Genomic DNA, 277 nt, shown 5'->3' on the forward strand with positions numbered 1-277 from the left:
CGGGAGAAGACTTCACGGCTCGTAAGCGTCCACTCGAACTGTCTGACAAACTCATCAAAATGATGCTGAACGACGCGGTATAGGTTTATAAGCTGTCCGTCGATATCGTTAAGTACCTCTACTTTGGCAGGGTTCGGACGAAGGAAAAAGAGTGCCGCTCCACCTGCAAACAGTTCTACATAACAGGAATGTTCGGGGAACATCGGGAACAGGTGTTTTGCCAGTCGGCGTTTACCGCCCATCCAAGGGACGATAGGTTGTGGTTTGGTATAGTCCA

At 49.8% G+C, this 277-nt stretch carries 1 protein-coding gene; it reads right to left on the minus strand.

Features of this window, described 5'->3' with window-relative positions; all coding sequences use genetic code 11:
• Positions 1-277 (minus strand): DNA adenine methylase (locus Q3O06_RS08845; RefSeq protein WP_308446894.1); only part of this gene is annotated, 277 nt, incomplete at both ends.

Source organism: Neisseria maigaei (assembly GCF_958267405.1).
In the GTDB taxonomy this organism is placed as follows: Bacteria; Pseudomonadota; Gammaproteobacteria; order Burkholderiales; family Neisseriaceae; genus Neisseria; species Neisseria bergeri.